General features: G+C 66.8%; 13 protein-coding genes. 6 read left to right on the top strand and 7 right to left on the bottom strand.

The window, feature by feature from the left end; genetic code table 11:
- The first annotated feature begins 35 nt into the window (after positions 1-35).
- The 5 genes from GJV37_RS19360 to GJV37_RS19340 all read left to right on the top strand — a co-directional run bounded on the left by GJV37_RS19360 (position 36) and on the right by GJV37_RS19340 (position 5,790).
- On the top strand, positions 36-1,115 hold the full coding sequence (locus GJV37_RS19360; RefSeq protein ID WP_141678554.1) for a flagellar basal body P-ring protein FlgI: 1,080 nt from the start codon (positions 36-38) through the stop codon (positions 1,113-1,115).
- Positions 1,115-2,155, top strand: coding sequence for a lytic transglycosylase domain-containing protein (locus tag GJV37_RS19355; protein WP_193452859.1), 1,041 nt, complete (start codon positions 1,115-1,117; stop codon positions 2,153-2,155). The genes GJV37_RS19360 and GJV37_RS19355 overlap by 1 nt, the downstream gene beginning before the upstream one ends.
- A complete protein-coding gene (gene flgK, locus GJV37_RS19350) occupies positions 2,152-3,519 on the top strand; it encodes a flagellar hook-associated protein FlgK (protein ID WP_193452858.1) in 1,368 nt (455 codons plus the stop codon). Before GJV37_RS19355 ends, flgK begins: the two co-directional genes overlap by 4 nt.
- Before the next feature lie 167 nt (positions 3,520-3,686).
- Positions 3,687-4,601: a flagellar hook-associated protein FlgL gene (gene flgL, locus GJV37_RS19345; RefSeq protein ID WP_193452857.1), complete on the top strand. Its 915-nt coding sequence runs from the start codon at positions 3,687-3,689 to the stop codon at positions 4,599-4,601.
- Positions 4,602-4,743: 142 nt separating this feature from the next.
- Positions 4,744-5,790, top strand: coding sequence for a hypothetical protein (locus GJV37_RS19340; RefSeq protein WP_193452856.1), 1,047 nt, complete (start codon positions 4,744-4,746; stop codon positions 5,788-5,790).
- 266 nt (positions 5,791-6,056) lie between these two features.
- On the opposite strand, the gene mdtI is transcribed toward GJV37_RS19340, so the two are convergent.
- Positions 6,057-6,386, bottom strand: a complete 330-nt coding sequence (mdtI, locus tag GJV37_RS19335; RefSeq protein WP_169889144.1) for a multidrug/spermidine efflux SMR transporter subunit MdtI — start codon at positions 6,384-6,386, stop codon at positions 6,057-6,059.
- Positions 6,380-6,739, bottom strand: a complete 360-nt coding sequence (locus GJV37_RS19330; RefSeq protein ID WP_024766312.1) for a multidrug/spermidine efflux SMR transporter subunit MdtJ — start codon at positions 6,737-6,739, stop codon at positions 6,380-6,382. Before GJV37_RS19330 ends, mdtI begins: the two co-directional genes overlap by 7 nt.
- A gap of 472 nt (positions 6,740-7,211) precedes the next feature.
- Here GJV37_RS19330 and GJV37_RS19325 point away from each other — a divergent pair, with 472 nt between their 5' ends.
- A complete protein-coding gene (locus GJV37_RS19325; protein WP_169889142.1) occupies positions 7,212-8,849 on the top strand; it encodes a SulP family inorganic anion transporter in 1,638 nt (545 codons plus the stop codon).
- Positions 8,850-9,112: 263 nt separating this feature from the next.
- Here the strand turns inward: GJV37_RS19325 and GJV37_RS19320 are convergent, their stop codons facing one another.
- The 5 genes from GJV37_RS19320 to GJV37_RS19300 are packed head-to-tail and all read right to left on the bottom strand — an operon-like array spanning position 9,113 to position 13,709.
- Positions 9,113-9,907: an ABC transporter ATP-binding protein gene (locus tag GJV37_RS19320; protein ID WP_065086300.1), complete on the bottom strand. Its 795-nt coding sequence runs from the start codon at positions 9,905-9,907 to the stop codon at positions 9,113-9,115.
- A gap of 25 nt (positions 9,908-9,932) precedes the next feature.
- On the bottom strand, positions 9,933-10,694 hold the full coding sequence (locus tag GJV37_RS19315; RefSeq protein WP_037014639.1) for an ABC transporter permease: 762 nt from the start codon (positions 10,692-10,694) through the stop codon (positions 9,933-9,935).
- Complete coding sequence (locus GJV37_RS19310; RefSeq protein WP_024766372.1) at positions 10,691-11,452, bottom strand: ABC transporter permease; 762 nt, start codon at positions 11,450-11,452, stop codon at positions 10,691-10,693. Before GJV37_RS19310 ends, GJV37_RS19315 begins: the two co-directional genes overlap by 4 nt.
- Positions 11,453-12,667, bottom strand: a complete 1,215-nt coding sequence (locus GJV37_RS19305; protein ID WP_193452855.1) for an MFS transporter — start codon at positions 12,665-12,667, stop codon at positions 11,453-11,455.
- Positions 12,654-13,709 (bottom strand): ABC transporter substrate-binding protein, encoded by a 1,056-nt coding sequence (locus tag GJV37_RS19300; protein ID WP_024766374.1) that lies wholly within the window; start codon positions 13,707-13,709, stop codon positions 12,654-12,656. Before GJV37_RS19300 ends, GJV37_RS19305 begins: the two co-directional genes overlap by 14 nt.
- Positions 13,710-13,740: the final 31 nt, after the last annotated feature.

The raw sequence follows: 13,740 nt of genomic DNA, 5'->3' as shown, positions 1-13,740 counted from the left end.
GCGAGCACTCCATGCGTAGAAATCTTTCCCGCCTGATGGCGCTGCTCTGCCTGTTCTGGCAGGCCGAGGCGCTGGCCATCCCGCTGCTCGACCTGGTCGACATCGAGGGCGTGCGCGAGAACCAGCTGATCGGCTACGGCCTGGTGGTTGGCCTGGACGGCACCGGCGACAAGAACCAGGTGAAGTTCACCAACCAGTCGGTGGCCAACATGCTCAAGCAGTTCGGCGTGAACCTGCCGCCGAACGTCGACCCGAAACTGAAGAACGTCGCCGCCGTGAGCGTCACCGCCAGCGTGCCGCCGTCCTACAGCGCCGGGCAGACCATCGACGTCACCGTGTCCTCGCTGGGCGACGCCAAGAGCCTGCGCGGCGGCCTGCTGCTGATGACGCCGCTGCAGGGTGTCGATGGCGAAGTCTATGCGCTGGCCCAGGGCAATCTCGTGGTTGGCGGTCTGCACGCGCAGGGGCAGAGCGGCTCCAGCGTGTCGATCAACAGCGCCAACAGCGGCCTGATCCCCAACGGCGCGACCATCGAGCGGATGATTCCCAGCGACTTCACCCAGCGCCCGGACGTGATGCTCAGCGTGCGCAAGCCCAGTTTCCAGACCGCCACCCAGGTGATGAACGCGGTGAACGAGCGCTTCGGTTCCGGCACCGCCACTGCGCTGGACGGCACCAGGGTGTCGGTGCGCGCGCCGGTCAGCAGCGCCCAGCGCACCAGCTTCATGGCCATGCTCGAAGGCATGGAGGTGCAGGAAGGCCGCACCCGGCCCAAGGTCGTCTTCAACAGCCGCACCGGCACCGTGGTGGTGGGCCAGGGCGTGCGCGTGAAGGCCGCCGCCGTGGCCCATGGCACGCTCACCGTGACCATCAGCGAGAACCCCCAGGTCAGCCAGCCGGGGCCCTTCTCCAACGGCACCACGGCGGTCACGCCGCAGTCGGACGTGTCGGTCAGCCAGGACAAGAAGCCGATGTTCAAGTGGCCTGAAGGCACCAGCCTGGAAAGCATCATCAACACGGTGAACAGCCTGGGCGCGACGCCGGACGACGTGATGAGCATCCTCCAGGCGCTGGAGCAGGCCGGCGCCCTGAACGCCGAGCTGGTGGTCATCTGATGAGCATCACCTCGCTCAACCGTCCCATCGTGCCGACCGGCCAGCCCGGCGAGTCGCCCGAGGCGATCCGCCGCGAGCAGCTGCAGGCCGCCTCCGAGCAGTTCGAGGCGATGTTCCTGCAACAGATCCTCAAGCAGATGCGCAAGGCTGGCGACGTGCTCTCCGCCGGCAGCCCGCTGCGCAGCCGCGACCTCGATACGATGCGCGATTTCTACGACGAGGCGCTGGCCGAGCACCTGGCCTCGCGCAAGCAGACCGGCATCGCCGACCTGCTGGTGCGCCAGCTTTCCGCCGAGCCGACCGAGAGCGCCGAGCCCGTCGCGCTTGCCGATGGCGGCGAGGCGCTGCGCCGGCCTTCGGTGTCCAGCCGCAACCCGCTGGTGGATACCTGGCAGCGCGGGGTGGACCGTCTCGCCCACGCCTGGCAGCAGGGCAGCGCCGGTTTCCGCACGCTGGTGGACAGCGTGATCGGCCAGGAGTCCGGCGGCGACGCTGCCGCCGTCTCGCCCAAGGGCGCGCGCGGCCTGATGCAGCTGATGCCCGACACCGCCCGCGAAGTCGCCGGCGAACTCGGCCTGCCCTACGACGAGCAGCGCCTGACCAGCGACCCCGCCTACAACAAGGCGCTGGGCAGCGCCTACCTGGGCAAGATGCTCGACCGCTACGACGGCCAGCACGTGCTCGCCCTGGCCGCCTACAACGCCGGCCCCGGCAAGGTGGACGAGTGGCTGAAGAGCAACGGCGACCCGCGCAGCGGGCAGATCGGCATGGCCGACTGGGTGCGCAGCATTCCCTACGACGAAACCCGCGACTACACCCTCGGCGTACTCCGCCGTGTGCGTGAGGCCCAGGCGCCGGCGCGTATCCCCGGCAGCGGCCTGTCGCCGGAGAGCGGCCTGAAGCACGCGCCGCAGGAAGGATTTAAGCGCCACGCCGATTCCGTCGCCTATCAGGGGCAACAGCCTGAATTTGTTTCCCGACCGGCCTCGGCAGCGTTCGCCCAGCCGATCCGCATCGAGTCGAAGGAGAGTGCGTCTTGAGTATGTTGAGCCAGATCGGCTACAGCGGCCTGCGTGCGGCGCAGATTGCCCTGGCCACCTCCGGGCAGAACGTGGCCAACGCCAACACCCCCGGCTTCAGCCGGCTGAGCCCGATCCTTGCCTCGCTGGCCGGTGAAGGCGGCCTGAACGTCGGCGGCGGCGTGGTGGTGACCAGCATCCGCCGCATGGCCAACGACTTCCAGAACCAGCAGCTGTGGCGCGCCACCACCGAGCAGAGCTACTACGACAGCGGCCAGCAGTACCTGTCCGCGCTGGAAGGACTGATGGGCGGCGAGGGTTCGAGCATCAGCGTCGGCCTCGACAACTTCTTCGCGGCGCTCAGCGAGGCCACCGCCACGCCCGGCTCGGTTGCCCTGCGCCAGCAGATCATCAACGAGACCAAGAACCTCGCCCAGCGCTTCAACGGCCTGTCCGGCAACATCGACAGCCAGCTGCGCGCCCTGCAGGAACAGCGCGGCGCCATGGTCGGGGAGATCAACGGGCTGACCGCCAACCTGGCGGCGCTGAACAAGCAGATCGTCGAGGTCGGCTCCTCCGGCGGCGACACCACCGCGCTGCGCGACCACCGCGAGAGCCTCGTGGCGGATCTGTCCAAGTACGCCTCGATCCGCGTCAACGAAGTGGCCGACGGCTCGCTCACCGTGTCGCTCGCCAATGGCCAGCCACTGGTGGCCGGCAACTCCGCCGGCCAGCTGGCGATCAGCCGCACCGCCAGCGGCGAGCAGGAAATCGCCCTGACCTTCGCCGGCACCAGTTTCCCGCTGGCCCAGGACGGCATGGGCGGCTCACTCGGCGCCTTGTACGACACCGAGTACGACTCGCTGCGCCCGAACCAGACCGCCCTGCACGAGATGGCCGGCCAGTTCGCGCAGATGGTGAACGACACCCTGGCGGGCGGCTTCGACCTCGACGGCAACCCCGGCCAGGCGCTGCTGACCTACAACGCCGGCAGCACCACGGCGATGCTCTCGCTCAACGATCTCAAGCCCGAGCAGCTGGCGCTGTCCGACACCGCTGGCGAGTCCGGCAACAACGTCAACCTGCTCAAGCTGCTCGACCTCAAGGGCCAGAGCATCACCCTCTCCGGCAGCCAGGTGACGCTCAACGATGCCTTCGCCGGGCTGCTCGGCAAGGTCGCCAGCGCCAGCCGGCAGAACCAGGCCGACCAGAAGACCGCCACCACCGTGGCGGCCCAGGCGCAAGCCAGCCGCGATAGCGTCAGCGCGGTCAGCCTGGATGAAGAGGCGGTCAACCTGATCACCTACCAGCAGGCCTACCAGGCCAACATGAAAGTCATCAGCACCGCCAAGGAGCTGTTCGACTCGATGCTCGCGGCCTTCTAAGACCTTTTTACGATCTCGCGAGCTAGAGCAGAACAAGGCAAAAACAGGCTAAAAAAGCGGAGTTTACGCGGTGTAAATGAGCATTTTTTAGCCTGTTGTTAACGCAGTTATGTCGACGCGCAGCAGGTCGTAAACAGGTCTTAAGGGCCTTTGTGAAGGAAAGCAGTATGCGCATTACCAACGCACAGATCACCGCGCTGATGGGCGGCTCGATGAACAGCAACTCGGCGGCCCTGGGCAAGCTGATGCAGCAGATGTCCAGCGGCCAGCGCATCCTCCAGCCGTCCGACGACCCCATCGCCAGCGTGCGCATGCTGCGCATCCAGCGCGAGGAGGCGAGCCTGGCGCAGTACCGCACCAACATCGGCAACGTCTCGGGCAACCTGTCGACCCAGGAAACCAATCTGCAGGCCACCTCCGACGCGATGCTCAACGTGCGCGACCTGCTGCTCTGGGCGGCCAACGGTTCCAACACCGGCGGCGACCTCAACGCCATGGCCGGCGAGCTGGAGAATATCGAGAAGACCATCGTCAGCTTCGTCAACGTGCGCGACGAAGAGGGCCGCTACCTGTTCTCCGGCACGCTCAGCGACACCGCCGCCGCGACCTACGAACCGCTGACCGATACCTATGTCGCCACCGGCAACGACAAGTCGCGCCAGGCGGCCGTGGCCAACGGTGTACAGGTGGAAGAGAACGTCACCGCGCTGGGCGTGTTCGGCAGCAACATGGACTTCCTCAACCAGCTGCACGCCACGGTGAAGATGCTCAAGGACCCGGCGCTGGATGTCACCGACCCGGCGGTGCACGTGCAGATCACCGCGACCATCGACAGCCTCGACAGCGCCCACGACGGCGTGCTCGGCGCCATCACCGAGCTGGGCGGCCGGCAGAACACCCTGACCATGCTCAACTCGAGCAACGAGGAAGTCTCGCTGGTGAACCAGAAGATCAACGGCGAACTGTCGCAGCTGGACTATGCCGGCGCGAGCATCGACCTGAACACCTACCAGCTGGCCCTGCAGGCGACACAGAAGACCTACCTGAAGCTCAACGACCTGTCGCTGTTCAGCCGCCTGTAGTTTTCTTCGTAGGGGAGCCGGGCCGCACCGCAAGGAGGTCTGGACGCCAATCGGCGGCGCAGCGTCCGGTTCCCCTACTTTTTATCCCGCTTCCGCCCGGCCCACAGTGCCGGGCGGAAGCACATCCGGTGCAGAGGTCACCATGAAGGTCATCAAGCAACTGCCGGCCGCGGCCGTCTTCGATCCCAGCGCCCGCCGCGACGTCATCCTGCCCTCCACGGGGGAGCGGCAGAACGCCCTGCGCAAAGGCGAGGAAAAAGGCGAGAACGCCGCGCAGATGGCGCGCGGCGCGCAGAAGAGCGGCAGCTTCAACCTGCAGCTCAACCAGCAGTTGTCGTCCATGCAGTCCGCCGACAGCTACCTGGGCGACCTGCAGGACCGCCTCGGCGGCCTCAAGCTCAACCTCAGCCGCGAACTCAGCGCGCCGCAATCCCAGGACCGCGAAGGCGTGCGCCAGGCTACCCGGCAGGTCAACGAGCTGCTGGAGCAGCGCGCCCAGCGCTCGGACGGCAGCCTCGACGCCAACTTCCGCCTGCGCCTCAACGAACCGGTGCGCAGCCGTTTCAGCCTGGAGGGGCTGGAATCGGTGGATGCGATCCAGCGTTCCGGCAAGGAAACCCTGCTGTTCAGTGCTGGCCGCCAACTCGCCGAACCGGCGGCGGTGGTCCTGGACGATGGCATGAGCACGGAACAGGTGCTGCGCCGCTTCAACGCGACACTCGGCCAGGCCGGCATCCGCGCCGAACTCGATAGCGACGGCGCGCTGAAATTCTCCGCGCCCGAGGCCGACTGGCAACAGCTCAAGGGCCAGTTGGCGGTGCAGGGCGAGGGCAAGCTGTTCGCCAAGGGCAAGAACACCCGGCTGAAAAGCCAGGAAGAAGGGCTGCTGGCATTTCCCACCGAGATCAGGACCGATGCCTTCCGTGAGCAGCGCCAGTTGCTCGATTCGGTGGTTTCGGCGCTGGATCGTATCGGCGGCCTGCGCGATCAGTTGCGCCACCGCCAGGACGACATCCGCGACTTCCTCGACCGCCATGCCAGCGAGGATGAGCGCGAATGGGCGCACACCTTCGCCGCTTCCATGCTCGACCGCATGGGGCGTAGCGCTACGCATTACAGCGCGGTGGCGCAGACAGTGGTGGCTCAGGCGAATCTCAGTCGCTTCGCGGTGGTGAGCCTGCTGGCGTGATTCGCGTGGGTCTTTCGTAGGGCGGATAACGCGCCATCGTTATCCGCCGCGAACATGCCGGCGGATAACCTGTTCCAGGTTATGCGCCCTGCGATCCTGATACGCCGGCGCAAGGGCTGTTCGCGCGCAAGCTCGCTCCTACAAGGGGCATCCACTCCGTCAGGATTTCTTTAGGAGCGAGCTTGCTCGCGAACCGCACGGCACCTTCCTCAAGACAACAAAAAAGGCGGAGCCCAGCTCCGCCTTTTTCATTTCACATTCGATGATCACGCCAGCTTCAGCAAGCCCATGCCCAGCACCAGCATCGCCAGGCCGACCCAGCCGCGCCAGACCAGGCGCTGGCCGAACAGGGCCCAACCCATGGCGACGGTGGCGAGAATGCCGAAGCCGCCCCAGATGGCATAGGCCACCGACAGTTCGATGCCGCGTACCGCCTGCGCCAGCGCGGTGAACGCGCCCAGTACGCAGAGGATCGAGGCCGCGCCGATCACGCGCTTGCGGAAGCCGTCGGAGTACTTCAGCAGCAGGTTGGCAATCACTTCCAGGACGATGGCCAGGCCCAGCCAGGCCATCGGAATCAGGTCATGGTTCAGCATGTCACCACCTCCAGGTTCTTCTCACGCGGGGTGGTGCGGGTGCCGGATTTCACCAGCAGGATACCGGCGATCATCACGGCCAGGCCCAGGGCCTTGTCCAGGCTCAGGTGCTCGCCGAGGAAGAAGGCGCTGACCAGGGTGATCAGTACGATGCCGATGCCTTCCCACAGGGCGTAGGCCACGCCGACCGGCACATGCTTGATGGCCAGCGACAGGAAGTAGTACGACAGGCCGATCATCACGTACATCAGCAGCAGACCCGCGACCGGGTACAGCGCATGGGTGAATTTCATCGAGGTGGTGCCAACGACTTCAAAGCCGATGGCGGCAAACAGATAGATCCAGGAACGCATGGTGGAGCCCTCCCACGGGCAGCCGCGCGCAGTCTCGCTAAGAGCATCCTTGCGGCGGTTTCGGTTCGGGTTTCGTGGCGCCGACTCGGGCGGCAATCACCTATGAGTGTTTGCCGCGCTTGGCACCACCAACAGGTAGCAGCCGAAGGGAGGAGCTAGAGGTCGCCGGTCCAGTGGCGCTCGCGCGACACCAGGCGGGAAGTGGGGAGAGGTAGAGCCTTGATGTTCAACATAATGAACATATTGTGCCAAATTTCAGGTCGCCTGGCAAATCGACGGCCTCTATTCCGCGGTGAAACGCCCATGTTCCGGCATTTCAAAAGCCTGTTGGAAGCAGCGCGCCGTCAGGCTTGTGCAATATTTTGTTCACCTTGTTTTGCCTGCGACAGCGCGCCACAGTCATGACCTGCGCCAGGCCGTTTTCCGCTCCGGCCTGTTAGCATCCAGCATCGATATTCCGTCGGAGACTGTGATGATCGCCCTGCGAGAAGCCTGGAAGGCCGGACTCTTCGGCCGTGAGCATTGGACGCGCAACCTGGTGGCGGGCGTCATCGTCGGGGTGGTCGCCCTGCCGCTGGCCATGGCCTTCGCTATCGCCAGCGGGGTGAAGCCGGAGCAAGGTATCTACACGGCGATCTTCGCCGGCGCCCTGGTCTCGCTGCTGGGCGGCAGCCGGGTGCAGATCGCCGGGCCGACCGGCGCCTTCATCGTCATCCTCGCCGGGGTCACCGCCAAGTACGGCGTCGACGGCCTGCAGATCGCGACGCTGATGGCCGGCGCGATCCTCGTGCTGCTGGGCGTCAGTCGCCTGGGCAGCATCATCCGCTTCATCCCCGCGCCGGTGATCGTCGGCTTCACCGCCGGTATCGGCGTGATCATCTGGGTCGGCCAGTGGAAGGATTTCTTCGGCTTGCCTGCGGTGACCGGCGAACACTTCCACCAGAAGCTCTGGCACCTGATCCAGGCCCTGCCGCAACTGCACATCGCGACGACCCTGTTGGCGCTGCTGAGCCTGGCTCTGGTGCTGTTCACCCCGCGCATCGCCGCGTTGCGCCGGGTGCCCGGCCCGCTGGTGGCGATGGTGGTGGTGACGGCGATCCAGTCGCTGTTCCATTTCGACGGCGTGGCCACCATCGGCAGCGCCTTCGGTGGCATTCCCCAGGGCCTGCCCAGCTTCAGCCTGCCGGAAGTGACGCTGCCGCGCGTGCTCGAGCTGATCGGCCCGGCTTTCGCCATCGCCATGCTCGGCGCCATCGAATCGTTGCTCTCGGCGGTGGTTGCCGACGGCATGGCCGGCACCCGCCACGACTCCAACCAGGAGCTGATCGGCCAGGGCATCGCCAACCTGGTTACCCCGCTGTTCGGCGGCATCGCTGCCACCGGCGCCATCGCGCGCACCGCGACCAACATCCGCAACGGCGGCAACAGCCCGCTGGCCGGGATCACCCATGCGGCCACGCTGGTGCTGATCCTGCTGTTCCTCGCGCCGCTGGCCTCGAATATCCCGCTCTGCGCGCTGGCGGCGATCCTCTTCGTGGTGGCCTGGAACATGAGCGAGGCACGGCATTTCCTGTTCATGCTCAAGCGCGCGCCGCGCGCGGACGTGGCCATCCTGCTGGTGACCTTCCTGCTCACGGTGTTCAGCGACCTGGTGATCGCGGTGAACATCGGCGTGATCCTCGCCATGCTGCATTTCCTGCGGCGCATGGCGTCCTCGGTGGAAGTCCACGCCGACGACGGCCCCGAGCTGGACGTGGAGCTGCGCGGCCGTGGCCTTGGCGACCTGCCGCCGGGGGTGCTGGTGTACAGCATCGAGGGGCCGCTGTTCTTCGGCGCGGCGGAGACCTTCGAGCGCGCGCTGGCCAAGACCCATACCGACCCGAAGGTGCTGATCATCCGCCTGCGCCATGTGCCGTTCATGGACATCACCGGCCTGCAGACCCTGCAGGAAGTGATCGAGCAGCTGCAGCGCCGTGGTATCGAAGTGCGGCTGTGCGAAGCCAATGCGCGGGTGCTGGGCAAGCTGCGCAAGGCCGGGGTGCTGGAGGAGATTGGCACCGGGTATCACCCGGATTTCCCGGCGGCGTTGGCGGTGGGTGTGGATCAGTAACGGGAGGATTGGGTGCGTTGGTTTGGCACCCTCTCCCCAGCCCTCTCCCTGAAGGGAGAGGGAGCAGATCGGCGTTACCGGCGTGCTCGGAGTTTCGCTTGAAGCCGAACAGTCCCCTCTCCCTTCGGAGCGGGGCGCGCAGCCAGGGTTAGGGAGAGGGCAAGCCATCGCTGCGAGCTGACAGATCGCGTAGGAGCGGACTCCGTCCGCGAATCCGGCGCGATGCGGACCGATCGCGGACGGAGTCCGCTCCTACCCAACGATCAGCCCTGCATCAGCTCCGCCAACAGTTCCTCCTTGAGCTTCGTCAGCACCGGCTCCCCTCGCTCGCGCGGATGCGGCAGGTCGACCCGCACCTCATGGCGAATCCGCCCCGGCCGCGCGTCCATCACTACCACCCGGTCGCCCAGGTACAGCGCTTCCTCCACATCATGAGTAACCATGATCATGGTGCTGCGCTGCTGCACCCAGATGCGTTGCAGTTCGTGTTGCAGGCGCACGCGGGTGAGGGCGTCGAGGGCGCCGAAGGGTTCGTCGAGCAGCAGCACCTTGGGTTGGGTGATCAGCGCGCGGGCGATGGCCGCGCGTTGCGCCATGCCGCCGGAAAGCTGGTGCGGATAGGCCTGCTCGAAGCCGGTCAGGCCGACCAGCTCCAGGTGCTCGGCGACCCGCTCGCGCTTTTCGGCGCGGCCGAGCTTCTGGTTCTTCAGCGCCAGGGCGACGTTGTCTTCCACGGTCTTCCAGGGGAACAGCCGGTGGTCCTGGAACACGATGCCGCGCTCCAGGCTGGTGCCGGCAACGGCCTTCCCGTCGAGCAGGATGCGCCCGCTGTAGTCGTTCTCCAGCCCGACGATCAGCCGCAGCAGCGAGGATTTGCCGCAGCCGCTGGCGCCGACGATGCTGACGAACTCGCCGGGGCGCACGGTGAGGTCGATGTTCTCCAGCACCGGCAGGCTGCGGCCATCGATGGAATAGGCCTTGCTCAGGCCCTGGATGGCCAGCGCGCCCGATTGCGCCTGCTGGGCAGGAAGGATGGCGGGGTCAAGGATCGCGTTCATGATCGAGGCACTCATGGCAATAGGGTCAGCGCAGGTTGCGCCAGCGCAGCAGGTGGCGGCTGAGGCGGGCGAACAGCTGGTTCATGGCGTAGCCGAGCAGGCCGATGCTGAGCACGCCGATCACCACGATCTCCATGCGCGAGCCGGTCTCGGCGTTCATCATCAGGTTGCCCAGGCCCATGCCGGTGGAGAGGAACAGCTCGCAACCCACCGAGCTGACCCAGGCGAAGGCCAGCGCGTGCAGTACGCCGTTGCTCAGGCTGGGCAGCGCGCCGGGCAGCAGCACTTCGCGGAACTGCTGCCAGGGGCCGAAGGCATACAGTCGGCCGACCTCGCGGTAGCGCTTTTCCACGTCGCGGAAGCCCTCGAAGGCGTTCAGCGTCATCGGGTAGAACGCGGCGAGGCTGACGATCAGCACCTTGGACGGCTCGCCACTGCCGAACCACAGGGCGATCAGCGGGATCAGGCCGAGGATCGGCACCTGGCGGATCGTGTGGTACAGCGGTGCGAACAGCCGCTCCACGGGGCGCGACAAGGCCATCCCGGCGCCCAGTGCGAACCCGGCGAGCGCGCCGATCAGCAGGCCGAGGCAGGTGCGTTGCAGGCTGGCGGCGACACTCAGCCACAGCTCGCCGGTGCGGATCAGCTCGGCAAAACCGGCGCCGATGCGCTCCAGCGGCACGAAGGCATAGGCGGCGCTGGCGCCCTGTTGCGATTGCCAGTGCCAGGCGGCGATCAGCAGCGCCGGCAGCACCAGGCCACGCAGTGATTTGAGCGTGCGGGTCATGGCGTCGGTCTCCAGCGCAGCAGGTGCCTCTCCAGCAGGCGGAAGGCGAAATCGAGCATGAAGCCGATGGCGCCGGTGACGATCACCCCGACCATCACGATGTCGATGCGCAGCATCTGCCGGCTCAGCTCGATCATCTGCCCCAGGCCGCTGTCGGCGGCGAGCAGCTCGGCGGCCACCAGTACCATCCAGGCGCGGCTCAGGCTGATGCGCAGGCCGGTGACGATGGGTGGCGCGGCGGCGGGGAAGGCGACGTCGCGCAGCAGGCTCCACAGCGGCAGGCGGTACACGCTGGCGACCTCGAAGTAGCCGCGCGGGATGCCCTTCACCCCCTCGCTGGCGGCCAGCGCCACGGGGAAGAAGGCGGCCTTGGTGACGATCAGGATCTTGAAGGTTTCTTCCACGCCGAAGAACAGGATGAACATCGGGATCAGCGCGATCGACGGCACCTGGCGCAGCGTGTGGAACAACGGTGCGCAGTAGGCTTCAACGGTTTTCGACAGCGCCATGGCGGTGCCGAAGACCAGGCCGCCCAGCGCGCCGATGGTGAAGCCGATGGCCAGGCGCGACAGGCTGTTGACCACGTGCTCGCGCAGCTCGCCGCTGGCCAGCAGGTCCTTGAAGCTGGCCCAGACTTCCGCCGGCGGCACCAGCAGTTGCGGGGGGAACCAGCCCGCGCGCGCGGCCATGAACCAGGCGAGCAGCAGGAGCAGCGGCGAGACAAACCAGCTCAGGCGATCCAGGGTACGCGTGGCCATTCAGCCCTCCTGCCCGAGCAGCGGCTCGGTGGTTTGCCGGCGCAGCTTGCGTTGCCAGCAGAACAGCGCAGCCAGCAGCACCAGGGGAATCCAGCAGAGGAACAGGTTGCCCAGCCCGACGAAGTGGCTGATCGCCCCGCCCAGCAGCGCGCCGGAAAAGCTGCCGGACATCGAGGCGAGGTTGAACAGGCCGGAAATCTTGCTCTTGTCCATGGCGTGCTCGCCCAACTGGGCCATGTTCACCAGGTGGATGAGCGCCGCCGCGGCGCTGAGCAGCACGCCGCCCAGGGCCAGCAGCCAATAGTTGTGCGCGCTGCCGAGCAGCAGCAGGGCGAGCAGTGCCGCACTGAGGCTGCCGATGTAGGCAAGGCGCCGGCCGCTGCGCTCGATCAGGTAGCCGAAGCCGAACAGGCCGAGCACCGAGGCCAGGCCCTGGATCATCACCAGGCTCACGGCCTGGCCTTGCGAGAGACCAGCGACGTCCATCGCCAGCAGCAGGATGAAGGTGCCGAACAGCGCGCTGGTGGCGGCGCTGAGCAGTTCGATCAGGCAGCTCTCGGCGATCTCGACATTGGCCAGCATGGCGCCGACCTGTTGCAGCAAGCCGCCGGTGGCGGCCGCGACGGGCACGTCTTCGCTGGGGGCTTCGCCTTCCCAGAAGCCGAGGCTGTAGAAGGCCATCAGGCCGAAGCACAGGCCGATGGCGGCGAAGCCCCAGCTGAAGCTCGTCGAGCCGCTCAGCCAGTTGCCCAGCAGCGGGCCGAGCAGGCCCATGCCCAGGGTCAGCGAACCGCGGTACCAGCCGGCCTTGTCGTTGCCGATGCGCTTGAGCTGGCGCAGGAAGGCACTGTTCATGGCGACGATGCGGAACGGGATGCACAGGCCGATCAGCAGGCGCGCGAAGGCCAGCCACAGCCAGCCGCCGAACAGCGGAATGGCCAGGTTCAGCAGCATCGGCCCGAGGCTGGCGAGGAAGTACACCCGGCGCGCACCGAAGCGTGCGATGACGAAGCCGGCCGGCAGGGTGAGGATCACCATGCCGAGGGCTTCCATCGCCGAGATGATGCCGATCTGCATGGCGTTGGCGCCGATGCTGATGGCGTAGAGCGTGGTGACGATCTTCGCCATGCCGATGGTCGCGCCGCTGAAGGCCGCCAGCAGCATGAAGTTGAGCAGGAAGGCCCCGGGTTTCCCATGCGGGTCAGATGGCGACATCGATCTTCCCCAGCAGGGCTTCCAGCGGGCGCGGGTCGATCCAGTCGTCCACGGAGAAGTCGCGGGCGATGAAATCCCAGCGTTGCAGGAAGCCGGTGAGATCGCGCAGCGAGTTGATCGAGCGCTCGGCGAGGTTGGTCTGCAGGCGCAGGTGGGCGTCCTCGCCATAGGCGCTGGCCACCCAGAATTCGCTGGTGTTCAGCTCGCGAGCGAGGAAGCGGCGGGTCTCCTCCGGGTGCGCCCAGGCCCATTGTTCGGCGCGCAGGATGGTGTCGAGCACCCGCACGGCGGCGTCGAAATGCTCGTCCAGCAACCGTTGGTCGACGGTCAGGGTGCGTGGCGTGCCGATGTTCGAGCGTACCAGCGGCTCGGGGTGCGAGCCGACATCCAGCACCACGTGCAGGCCGAACTCATGGGCCAGCTGCAGGCCATGCGCACCCTTGAGGAAGATGGCATCGATGTCGCCGCGCAGCAGGCCGATCAGCTCGTTGTTGCGCTGCACCACACGGTTGCCCTTGAGCGCCACCTGGGCGCCGAACACATGGCGCACCGGGTCGTCGCTGTAGGTGCCGCCGTAGGGGTAGTCCACCAGCTCGACGTCGCGCACTTCCAGGCCTTCCAGACGCAGGGCGTTTTCCAGGCCGCGCAGGGACTGGGCACGGGTGAAGTCGATCTGCACGTTGGCCCACTTCGGCAGGCCGAAGCGCCGGTGGCGCAGGTCGCGGATGCTGCGCACGCCGCTGTCCGGCGCGCTGACGATGAGCTGCACCTCGTCGCTCCACGACAGCCCGATCACCCGCGTGCTCGCGCCGCTGGCGCGAGCCCAGATGGCCGGGATGTTGCCGCCCTGGCGTACCGAGTAGGGCAGGTGGTGATCGAAATGCGCCTCGCGCACCTCACGCTCGGAGGATTCGCGCAGCGACTGGATGCGTGTGCCGAACGGGCGGAAGGCCTGGGCCAGACGCCCGGATTCGACGGCGATGCCGAGCCCCGTGGGAACGGGGCTGTGGGTGTACCAGAGGGTTTCCAGCGGTGTGCTCATGGGTGTCCGTCGGGGTAAGAAAGCCCCCGCG

Origin of the sequence: Pseudomonas nitroreducens (assembly GCF_010994165.1) — a bacterium.
Lineage (GTDB): Bacteria > Pseudomonadota > Gammaproteobacteria > Pseudomonadales > Pseudomonadaceae > Pseudomonas > Pseudomonas nitroreducens.
Note: the sequence above shows the minus strand (reverse complement) of the source record. Positions and strands in the feature narration are given on the sequence as shown.